We start from the raw sequence: 11,373 nt of genomic DNA on the forward strand, positions 1-11,373 counted from the left end.
TTCCTCCTAAACCAACATACTTTATGACTAGGATTCTCCATTTTGCCTTGTTCTATACAAGACAACTATACCTTGATATATAGGATGAGAAGTGGGCATTTTTATTACCGCTGTACCCTGCCGGATGCATCTCCACCGGCAAGTTTTTTTACTTCCTCTACAGATACCTGATTAAAATCTCCTTCAATGGAATGTTTTAAGCAGCTTGCTGCAACCGCAAATTCGATCGTATCCTGTGGTGCATAGCCATTTAAGCAGGCATAGATCAGACCTCCGCCAAAAGAATCTCCTCCACCTACACGATCAACAATATGCATCAGATATTCCCTGCTGAAATAACATTCTCCATTTTCATAGAGCATTGCTGCCCATTTATTATCATTTGCAGAAATAGAAGTCCGCAACGTGATGGCTACTTTTTTGAATCCAAAGCGTTCTGTCAGTTTTTCGGCTACTTCTTTATATCCAGCCTTATTTAACTCACCTGCGGTTACTTCTGTGCCTTCTGACTTGATGCCAAAGACATCATTTGCATCTTCTTCATTCGAGATGCACACATCTACATAGCTGCATAACTCACCCATGACCTTTTTTGCTTTTTCTTTTGACCACAGCTTATTTCTGTAATTCAGATCACAACTGATGATAATGCCTTTTTCTTTTGCAGCTTTGCAGGCTTCTAAACAGATTTCTGCAACGTTGTCCCCAAGTGCCGGTGTAATTCCTGTAAAATGGAACCAGTCAGCCCCTGCAAAAATATCTTCCCAGTTGAAATCTGCTGCTGTTGCTGTTACGATTGCAGAACCTGCCCGATCATAAATGACTTTGGATGGTCTTTGGCTGGCGCCTTTTTCTAAAAAATAAATTCCTACACGATCTCCTCCCCGTGTGATTCCTGTCGTATCAACCCCAAACTGTCTTAAAGAATTGACTGCTGCCTGCCCGATCTCATGTGTTGGCAGTTTTGTCACAAACGCTGTCTCCATGCCATAATTCGCTAAGGAAACGGCAACATTTGCTTCTCCGCCACCAAATGCAGCTTCGTAAGAAGACGCCTGAACAAAACGGTAATATCCTTCCGGTGCAAGTCTTAACATAATCTCTCCGAATGTAATGACTTTCTTTGCCATGTCTATTTCCTCCAAACCATTAGTTCTGTACCAGATGGATTGCAAATCCTGCAATCTCATCTTTTAAATAAACTGCTTTTAAACTGCCATCGTCTGCATATACTCTGCTTGCTTCATCAAATGCAAATCCACGATTTTCCAGATGATATACTGCACGCTCTGCATAATTGACACCAACGGCAATATCTCCATGCAGTCCCCGTCCATGTGTTGTCATCATTTCGATAAAAGTTCCCGAAACAATAAATCGGCCGCCGGAATGTTTGATCGTAAATCCAAGCATTGCGGAAACAGCTTCTCTTGTCAATGCTGTAATACCATCCCAGTCCTTTGCTTTGACCATATCACCATTGACCATCCAGCTTCCGCCACAGGCAATAATCTTTTTAAAATCAAGATAACTCTTGATATTCTTTGCATTGATCCCACCTGTCGGCATGAATCTCATCTTATGATAAGGTGCCGACATTGCTTTGATCGCAGGAAGTCCGCCATTTGTTTCTGCCGGAAAAAATTTAACAGCATCTAATCCTAATTCCATTGCCAGTTCGATGTCACTTGGATTGGCACAGCCCGGCATCACCGGAATCTTTTTTTTCACACAATACGACACGACCCTCGGATTTATGCCCGGACTTACAATAAATTTTGCGCCTGCTTTGACTGCCCGGTCGACCTGCTCTGTTGTCAGGACTGTTCCAGCTCCGACTAACATCTGCGGATACTTCTCTGCCATGATACGGATCGATTCTTCTGCTGCATCTGTACGGAATGTCACTTCTGCACATGGAAGCCCCCCGTTGATCAATGATTTTGCTAATGGCTCTGCATCTGCTGCATCTTCTAATGCAATGACCGGAATAATACCGATCTTAGAAAATTCTTCTAATACCTGATCCATTCTGTTCTCCTTATTATTTGCGATACGTTTCATTTCCATCTGCATATATGATTACCATTGAAATACGAAATATACATGAAACATGATCTCTGAAATTTTGATATACAAAAAAAGCATAGAATCATTTCTATGCCTTTTCTATATAATCTGTACTTAATCCATTTCAATATGGTAACTATTCAGAACCCAGCTCATATATTCGCAAAACCGCACGATAAATCGTGCTTTACCGCTGCTTTGCAGCTATTTTGCTCATATATGGGGCGGTGACTCTATTCGAGCCACCTTACGAATCATAAAAACTGCTACTTACATGCAAGCATGACGTATCAATTTTTATGATTCTAAGGGTTCTGAATAGTTACTCAATATGATATTTACCTAAAAACTCTCTTGTTCTCTGATTCGTGGAAGAGAACAGCTCTTTTGGTGTAGTTTCTTCCACGATCACGCCTTTATCCATGAAGATCATCCTGTCTGATACATCTTTTGCAAAATTCATCTCATGCGTAACAATGACCATTGTCATCTTTTCTTTTGCAAGTTCTGTAATTACTTTTAAGATCTCTCCTGTTAATTCAGGATCTAATGCGGAAGTCGGCTCATCAAAAAATAAGATCTTCGGGTTCATCGCCAATGCCCTTGCGATCGATACACGCTGTTTCTGTCCACCGGAAAGCTGACATGGATAATAATCTGCCCTATCACTAAGTCCCATCTTCCGAAGTAATTCCACAGCTTCTTTTCTTACTTCATCCTTATCACGCTTCTGTACCCGCACCGGTGCATCCATGATATTTTTGATAACCGAAAAATGCGGAAACAGATTGAAATTCTGGAAAACAAGTCCAAACTGCCGTTCAATGTGGCGCAGCTTATCTCCCGTTTCATATACGGCATGCTGCTCTACACTTTTTGCGGCTGCGTCTCCCGAATAATATAAATCTCCATCATCCATCGTTTCTAACAGAGTTGCACAACGTAATAATGTAGATTTTCCGGAACCGGAAGGTCCTATGATCGATACCACTTCTCCTTCTTCGACGGACAGGCTGATATCTTTTAGAACTTCATTTCCATCAAAACTCTTTTTTACATGGTTCATTTCTAATAATTTCACAATGGCTTCCTCCTAATGATAATAATTCAGTTTCTTTTCCCAGTATTCCATCAATGCTGCAACTAAGAAGTTAAATACATAATAAAAAACAGCTGCTGCAACAAATGGGATCATGCTCTTTTGGGAAGCCGCTATGGATTTTGCAATGGTAAACATCTCCGCATATGCAATGGAAAATGCTAACGATGTATCTTTTACTAACGTGATCACTTCATTTGTGACAGATGGTAAGATCCGTTTGATCACCTGCGGTAATATAATGATAAAAAATGTCTGTGCTTTTGTATATCCTAATACTTTTGCAGCTTCATACTGACCTTTCGGCATGGACTCGATACCACCACGATAGATTTCTGCGAAATATGCTGCATAGTTGATTGAAAATGCGATAATCACAGCATATGCCCTGTATGCAGATGAAATATTGACACCGAATATGTAATATGGTCCAAAATATACGACTAACAACTGCAGCATCAACGGCGTTCCACGCATGAGAGAAATATAAATTTTTGTCAATGTGCGGATCACTATATTTTTTGACATTCTTCCAAATGCGATCAAAAGTCCAAGTGGAAGGGAAAATAGCAGCGTCAGTACGAAGATGAGGATCGTTGTTCCCATTCCTCCGGCAAGCTGCTGCATCATAATCTGTAAACTCATTTTTTATCTCCAACCTGTATCTATTATTTTACCTTATTTTAAAGTGCAGACATCATATCCAAAATATTTATCGGAAATTTCAGCAAATGTTCCATCGTCTACTAATTCCATTAAAGCGTCCTGTACTTCATCACGTAAGGCATCATTTCCTTTTAGGAAACCAACTGCATACTGCTCTGAAGATATCACATCGTCTAAGATGACATAATCATCTTCTTTTCCTTCTAACTGGAATTTTGCAACACCGATATCGATTGCGATCGCATCTACTGCGCCGGACTCAAGATCCATAAATGCTGTATTATATTCTCCAACCTGTAAGAAATCACCAAATGATGCTAAAAGATCTGCATTTTCTTCATCTTCTAATGCTGTCTGTGCGGAAGATTCTTTCTGCACTTCTACGATCTTGCCTGCAAGATCATCTAATGTTGTGATTCCTGAATCTTTCTTTGTAACAACAACCTGTGTATTATCCATATAAGAATCTGTCCATGTATACTGATCTTCACGACCGTTTACTGTAAAACCGTTCCAGATACAGTCGATCGTTCCTGCTTCTAATTCCATGTCCTTTGCATCCCAGTCGATCGGCTGGAGTACAATTTCTTTTCCCATACGTTTTGCACATTCTGTTGCCATTTCAATATCAAATCCTGTATATTCACCATCGTCCCCTACATAGCCAAATGGTGGGAAATCCTGATCAAATCCTACCGTAAATGTATTTTTACTTTTACTCTTTCCACATGCAGCCATGGAAACTGCCATTCCAATCAATAATAATGATGCAACTACTTTTTTCATAAATAAGATCCTCCTCTTTTGCGCTTATAATTGCGTCTGTTAATCTGTTATCTTGCTACCGTAATAAAGTACTTTTATAGGCTATCACAGGAAATCTACTCTGTCAATTGCAATTTTATAAGCATAATTAAAGAAAAGACATCCTACTTCGAATGTCTTTCCTCATAAAATGCAATATCATCTTTTCCGGCATTTTTCACACGGTACATCGCAGCATCTGCCGCAGCAACCACCTCTTTTGGTGTTTTTCCATCTTTCGGGCACATTGCGATACCGATACTCGAATGAAGCATATATTCTTTGTCCTCTAATACAAACGTTTTTTTAAAAATCCCCTGCACTGACTCTGCGTATTCACGTACGATCCCTGACTGATTCGAAGATACGATCGCTGTAAATTCATCACCGGCTAAGCGGTATACTTCAAATACAAAGTCTTCTAACTCCACAGAACGTCTTGCGATCTCCTTAAGGACTACATCTCCATTGTTATGTCCTAAAGAGTCATTGATATGCTTAAAATTATCAAGGTCAAACAGGATAATGCCAAATTCGTCGCCCTTCTCGATCTTCTGCTGAAGTTTCTTCATAAACATTCCACGATTTTTCAATCCGGTTAAAACATCATAACTTGCCGCATGTTCTAATCCTGTTTTCGCTTTTTCCAATGCCTCATAGAGCCTTCTGCGCTTTAGATTATCAAATGCCAGCATCAATATCAATAATGTCAGGACTGTAACGATGATCGCAGCGATCTGTATCATCTGCTTATTACGTTCTGTAAAAGTTTCGCGGTGATTGACATACTCGCTGTTTTCCGGCATTTGTGAATCCCTGATATCAAACCTGCGCATGACATTTTCGTCAAAACAAAACTGCCATGGCGGTTCAGCGATCATCTTGATATCCCGAATATTCTTACCATGAAAATATTGTTTTAACATCTGTGCCGCTAAATAACCCATCTGCTTTTGCGATACGATCTCTCCGCCTAACACACCACTTCCCATTCCAATTGATACTATGCTGAATGTAGGGATATCAGCATTCTCACTGACTAATGCTACTCCATCATTTCCATTGTAAACGTGTCCGTTTTTATCCATACTGCACATAATATATATCAGAATCGTACTTTCGTCATATCCGGCTACCTTTTCAGCCAGTTCTTCCCTGCTGTATGCTGCAGCATTGATTTCTGAGAACCGGTAATCCGGAAACTTATCTGCAAAGCTGTAAAATTCCCGTCTTTCACTTTCTCCTGTGATCGTATCATCTAAGACACCAACAATCTCTTTTGCATCAGGATATAATTCCGTAGCTATCTTTATCGTATTTTCATAAGAAAGACTTTCTGCTACACCTGTGATCAACGGCTGTGCACTTGCCTCGGCTGCTTTTTGCAGGTCATTCACACCTTCAAATATGATCGGAATATCTGAAAAAAGTTCCTGCTGGTGATCTAATGCAAACAAAAATGCTGCATCATCCCCCACGATCACTCCATCGTAAGCATCTACCTCTGATAAATACTGCCGCATACTCTGATAGAACAATTCACTGCTTTCCTCAGATGTAAGATTCTTTGTGTCCATAAATTTATAATCAATGGATGCTTCATCTGATAAAGCTTCCTGAATACCCTCTATCTGCTGTGGCACTGTTTCCCATGCATAGGAATACGAACTGATAAATAATACCCTCTTTTCTTCCTTTTGAAATCCTGCCACAATACTCTCTCCCCAAAGAGAACTGACTATCAAAACCAAAAAGAATGAAAATAGACACTTTTTATACAATCCATAAACGCCCCCTTTTCGATTGCCTTCCATCGTTAAAGTTTATCATAACATATTTCAGTCTTTTTGGGTAGTATATGTCAAATTTTGTCGGTTTTATGTAAAATATTGTCGGTTTTATGTACAGTTTTCTTTAATTACTAAAATATCTCCTTCTTTTAACAGCGTTCCTCCATTCGGAATGATCACATCTTCATCCCTCTGTACCATCACGATCAGTTTTCCGGCTTCTAAACTGACATCGGAAATTCTCTTGCCGATCCATTCATGCTCCTTATCTAATGACAATTCTAAAAGTTCCACATCTTTTGCGATTCCATTTGCCCTTGCACTTAATACAAGTCTGTCTCCTTCATTTAACACTGTACTTCCATCCGGTGTGATCATGGTATTATCCTGTTTTCGTACCTGGACAAGTAATGTTTCCGGTGGAAGTAAGATATCTTTTACCATACTGCCTGCCCATGGATGATCTTTTTTTACAGAAAATTCGATAAACTGTACCGGTACTTCCTGCGTATAATCGGTAAATGTCTTTAAAACGTCCTCTTTCTCATCGATCAGATCAAGTTTTGTTGCGATCCATGGGAGAAATGTTCCCTGTAACAAAATCGAAAATAATACGATGAAAAATACGATATGGAACACATCATGTTCTACAGAGGCACTGCTCGTTACTGCCATGATCGCAAATACGATCGATGCCGCTCCACGAAGTCCTGCCGCTGATACGAAGATCTGCTGTGATGTCCTGCTGCAAAAAGGTGTCAGCAGTAAAAATACAGCGACCGGTCTTGCGATAAAAGTTAAGAATAAAGCTACTGCTAATCCGATTCCGGCAACATGGAATAATTGCGACGGAAATGATAAAAGCCCTAACAGGAAAAATAAAAGCATCTGCATCAATCCTGTCACGCCATCAAAAAAATGCACCAGTGTTTTCTTATTCTTTAATTTTTTATTTCCAAGTGCGATTCCAAAAATATACACAGACAGATAGCCATTTCCACCGATCATGGAAGGCAGGGCATACGAAAGCAGGATCATTCCAAAAACAAATATCGTATCAAATCCTTCGGTTGTAAACTTATACCTCATTAAAATGGCTTCGGTGACAAATGCCACAAGCATTCCGATGCAAATCGCAGATGCGATCTGTATGATAATAGAAAATACCAGATCCTGTGCACTGACAGTTCCACCACCCATAATACCAAGCATAATGATCGTAAGCATATAGGAACATGGATCATTACTTCCGCTTTCTACTTCTAATAATGATGCTGTATGATATTTTAAATTCAATCGTTTTGAACGCAGGATAGAAAATACAGATGCTGCATCTGTGGAACTGATCAGAGAACCGATCAGAAAACTTTCAGATAAACTGATATGTAAGACGAAATAACAGAACAAACCGACAAGACCTGCCGTTAAGATAACACCCACTGTTGAAAGTAAGACAGCCCGCCCGACTACCGGTTTTGCGGTACTCCACTTTGTTCCAAATCCACCATAAAACATAATAAATATCAATGCTGCAGAACAGATCTGTTCTGCAGCGTGAAAATTGTCAAATGCAATCCGTATCACTCCATCAGAACCGAAAAACATGCCAAGTAAGATAAAGACTAAGAGCATGGGAACTCCAATCATATGGGATATACGGTTACAAACTACGCACGCAATAATTACAACTGCGGCTAAAAAAATATAATCATTCATGTGCCTCAATCCTTTCTGGTCAGATAAAATCCGCAATTATGTATATGATAATAACATAAAAAATATGTTTTATCACTTTTTCAACTTATCTTAGCGCAAAATTTATATTTGTATAATTTACAAAATAATGTTAAAATACAGCTATGCTAAAGGAGGACTTTTCTATGGACGAAAAAATCTATAAAACTCTTGGTTCGACCGGTGCTGCGAATCTCGCAATCGGCATTTGTCTTCTGGTCACAGGAATCACTTCCGGCATTTTACTGATTGTCAATGGGGCAAGGCTCTTAAAAAGTAAAAAAGGAATTCTCTTATGATCTAAAAATCCAGAGTGTGCATCATGCACACTCTATTTTTTATCCTGCTCTGTCAGATAACCAAGTTCTTCTAATTTCTTACCCACCTGTTCCCCGATGATCTTATAAAATGCTGCATTTCCATGGATATCGTCTACCCGTATGCTTGATGGGATCTCTCCATCTGCAATATCCTTTTGATCCTGCTCTGTCGGTGTGATCCCTGCATCCTCTAAACCATGTTGTAACATATAGGAACGGATATCTAAAAAATGCTCTCCAAATGCCTCTTTCAATGCTTCATTGATCGGCTCCACATCCGGTATATATGTCTTAGAAGTCAGACCCAGTACAATATATTGTTCTGTTCCTGAATATTCTATCATCTGTTCTTCAAGATTGATCAGTTCTCCTACTGTATCTTTGTCCGGTGGAAGATTTGTCCCTGCAAATAAGACGATGATATCTGAATCCTTTTTATCCATTGCTGCAAAGGTTTCTACTTCTGTTCCTTCCGGCACGGGCACAGACTCTCCTGCCTCCTGTCTGGTAAAATAATATTTTACTTCTTCTGCCCGATAAGAAAGTGTTCCTTTTACACCTGCGATCGTACAGGGATTGATCGCACAGTCGCCTAAACGCATCATGATCGGATCTTCTCCCCACTGCCATAAAGAAACCTCCACAGGTACTGTTTCTGCCGGAATTTCAAATGTTCCTACGGACATAGGAAATGCACCCATGCGAATCCCGATCTGTCTTGCGGTTTCCCCCTGAATACCATAGTTGATCACTTCTGCCTGATAATTTTCTTCTAAAACAGACGGATAGGTCGTTCCTTCTCCACCCTGTCCATATGTCAGGCTGTCACCCCAGCATATGATCCTCTTTTTTCCGGTATCAAGATCCTGTATGCTATCATTCTGTATTTCTGTATCCTGCATGTCTATCAGATTTTTAGTTGAAGTATCTGGTTCCATTTTCTCACTTTCTTCTTTATCATCTGTGTTCTTTTGTTCTGTATATTGTTTCTTTTCTGTTTTGATCTCTGTCTGTAAATCTGTTCCCTCTTTCTGTGTATCGGCACACCCTGCCATCAAAATTCCCATACACAAAAGAATCCATGCCAACTTAAATCTGTTCATATTTTTCCGCCTTTCCTTTCCACCTATAAAATTTCTATTCCATGTGTAAAAATAAAACCGGATGGTATTTTAACCTTCTCCGGTTTTACATGCTATTTGATAATTATATTTGCACATTTCAGATCATTTCCCAGATCATATACTTTGCCCGTTTTTAAACCAAATACTTTTGGACGTAATACATATTTCGGATTATTTTCGATGACTTTTGCATTTTCTCCATTACTAAGCTGTACTGTACTGCCTACGGGATATAAAATGATACTGTCTAAGAAACTCCGCATGACATTGATATCTAATTCATCTGTCATTGCCATAATCATCTCAACGGCAGCTCTCGGTGAAAATGCCTTTTTATATGGCCGCTCCGTTACTAATGCATCATAAATATCTGCAGTCGATATGATCTTAGCATATTCATAGATTTTCTCCTCCGGTACACCTAATGGATATCCTTTACCATTTAATTTCTCGTGATGCTGCAATACACCCATCAATACCGGATCAGAAAGTTCTTTTTTATCCTTTAAGATTGAATACCCAAACAGGGCATGCTGCTTCATCAATAAAAATTCTTCATCTGTCAGCTTTCCCGCTTTATTTAATATTTCATTTGGTATTTTTGTTTTACCGATATCATGCAGCAAGCCTGCAATCCCAATCTCATAAACTTCTTTCTCCGTCAGACCATGTTGTTTTCCGATGATCATTGCCATCGTAGCCACATCGACACTATGTTTAAATGTATATTCATCACTTACTTTTAGTGCACTGATATCAACTGCAATCGACTCATTATCCGTAATTGCCTTCATCAGATCGTTTGCTATATTATTTGTAGCATCTATAAAATCATCTGACTCTGTATTATTATACAAATATGCAATTCCCGTTGCCACACGCTTCTTGACGCTCTCTGTCAGTTTCACATTTGCCCGGTCTTCTACTTTGAGTTCCTCAATCTTCTCTATCATCTTTTCAGAGATATTTTCTTTCTCTGTAGTTCCATCCTCTTTTCCCTCTACAGTATAAACACCTGACACACCCCTATTCATCAGAGCTTCTATCATATAATCGTCTAATATTGCACCTCTTGCAATCAATGTACGTCCCATACGATCAATGATCGCCTGATCGATCTTCATCCCGTTCTGCAACGATCTTGTTCTTACATACTTTCTTTTTATCAAGTTAATTTCCCCATTTCAATGTAAAGGCAATATTTTTTGCTTTTACATTGTAACAAAATTTTCCAGAAAAGAAAACTATTTTTACTGTAAAAATATAATAAAACCGATAGAACCATTTTCTGATTCTATCGGTTTTTATCTGATTAACAGGGGCAGAAGGACTTGAACCCTCGACATTTGGTTTTGGAGACCAACGTTCTACCAACTGAACTATACCCCTATATAGTATGAAAAGACGTATAAAACGTCATTCATTCTCACTTTTTGGTTTTCAGATTTCATATACCTTCAAAACTTCATACAGATCTATCCGATTTATGCTTAGATATGCGGTCAACATTCTTTCTTAGGAAGTTCGGTTCTCTTCGTTCACCGAACGACCAACGCACTAACCTCAAGCTTCGTTTCACTCGCTTTCGCTAAGTGCTTTTGGTCAAGCCCTCGACCGATTAGTAACAGTCAGCTCCATGCATTACTGCACTTCCACCTCTGCCCTATCTACCTTGTAGTCTTCAAGGGGTCTTACAGTTTATAACTGGGATATCTCATCTTAAGGGGGGCTTCACGCTTAGATGCCTTCAGCGTTTATCCCTTCCA

The 11,373-nt window shown here is 39.4% G+C and carries 10 protein-coding genes, 1 tRNA gene and 1 rRNA gene; 1 reads left to right on the top strand and 11 read right to left on the bottom strand.

The features are described from left to right. Window positions 1-104: 104 nt before the first annotated feature. The 7 genes from H8S17_RS13845 to H8S17_RS13875 form a co-directional block, all read right to left on the bottom strand. Window positions 105-1,130, bottom strand: a complete 1,026-nt coding sequence (locus H8S17_RS13845) for a sugar kinase (protein WP_186867678.1) — start codon at window positions 1,128-1,130, stop codon at window positions 105-107. Window positions 1,131-1,149: 19 nt separating this feature from the next. Then, window positions 1,150-2,031 (bottom strand): bifunctional 4-hydroxy-2-oxoglutarate aldolase/2-dehydro-3-deoxy-phosphogluconate aldolase, encoded by an 882-nt coding sequence (locus H8S17_RS13850; RefSeq protein ID WP_186867679.1) that lies wholly within the window; start codon window positions 2,029-2,031, stop codon window positions 1,150-1,152. 361 nt (window positions 2,032-2,392) lie between these two features. Next, window positions 2,393-3,151 (bottom strand): amino acid ABC transporter ATP-binding protein, encoded by a 759-nt coding sequence (locus H8S17_RS13855; RefSeq protein ID WP_330595799.1) that lies wholly within the window; start codon window positions 3,149-3,151, stop codon window positions 2,393-2,395. Between the two features lie 12 nt (window positions 3,152-3,163). After that, on the bottom strand, window positions 3,164-3,814 hold the full coding sequence (locus H8S17_RS13860) for an amino acid ABC transporter permease (protein WP_186867680.1): 651 nt from the start codon (window positions 3,812-3,814) through the stop codon (window positions 3,164-3,166). 33 nt (window positions 3,815-3,847) lie between these two features. Then, window positions 3,848-4,621 (bottom strand): amino acid ABC transporter substrate-binding protein, encoded by a 774-nt coding sequence (locus H8S17_RS13865; protein ID WP_186867681.1) that lies wholly within the window; start codon window positions 4,619-4,621, stop codon window positions 3,848-3,850. A gap of 143 nt (window positions 4,622-4,764) precedes the next feature. After that, window positions 4,765-6,351 (bottom strand): ABC transporter substrate binding protein, encoded by a 1,587-nt coding sequence (locus tag H8S17_RS13870; protein WP_186867682.1) that lies wholly within the window; start codon window positions 6,349-6,351, stop codon window positions 4,765-4,767. Between the two features lie 186 nt (window positions 6,352-6,537). Beyond that, the gene (locus H8S17_RS13875; protein WP_186867683.1) at window positions 6,538-8,145 is read right to left on the bottom strand and encodes a potassium/proton antiporter; all 1,608 of its coding nucleotides are present in this window, start codon (window positions 8,143-8,145) and stop codon (window positions 6,538-6,540) included. Window positions 8,146-8,309: 164 nt separating this feature from the next. On the opposite strand from H8S17_RS13875, the gene H8S17_RS13880 reads away from it, so the two are divergent. After that, complete coding sequence (locus H8S17_RS13880) at window positions 8,310-8,462, top strand: hypothetical protein (protein WP_178052440.1); 153 nt, start codon at window positions 8,310-8,312, stop codon at window positions 8,460-8,462. Window positions 8,463-8,494: 32 nt separating this feature from the next. On the opposite strand, the gene H8S17_RS13885 is transcribed toward H8S17_RS13880, so the two are convergent. The 4 genes from H8S17_RS13885 to H8S17_RS13900 form a co-directional block, all read right to left on the bottom strand. Then, on the bottom strand, window positions 8,495-9,586 hold the full coding sequence (locus H8S17_RS13885) for a hypothetical protein (RefSeq protein ID WP_186867684.1): 1,092 nt from the start codon (window positions 9,584-9,586) through the stop codon (window positions 8,495-8,497). A gap of 92 nt (window positions 9,587-9,678) precedes the next feature. Further along, window positions 9,679-10,776: an HD-GYP domain-containing protein gene (locus H8S17_RS13890; protein WP_243238090.1), complete on the bottom strand. Its 1,098-nt coding sequence runs from the start codon at window positions 10,774-10,776 to the stop codon at window positions 9,679-9,681. A gap of 147 nt (window positions 10,777-10,923) precedes the next feature. Beyond that, window positions 10,924-10,996, bottom strand: a tRNA-Trp gene (locus H8S17_RS13895). A 209-nt stretch (window positions 10,997-11,205) separates the two neighbouring features. Continuing rightward, window positions 11,206-11,373, bottom strand: a 23S ribosomal RNA gene (locus H8S17_RS13900); the annotation flags it as partial.

Origin of the sequence: Roseburia zhanii, assembly GCF_014287635.1 — a bacterium.
GTDB classification, from domain to species: Bacteria; Bacillota; Clostridia; order Lachnospirales; family Lachnospiraceae; genus Roseburia_B; species Roseburia_B zhanii.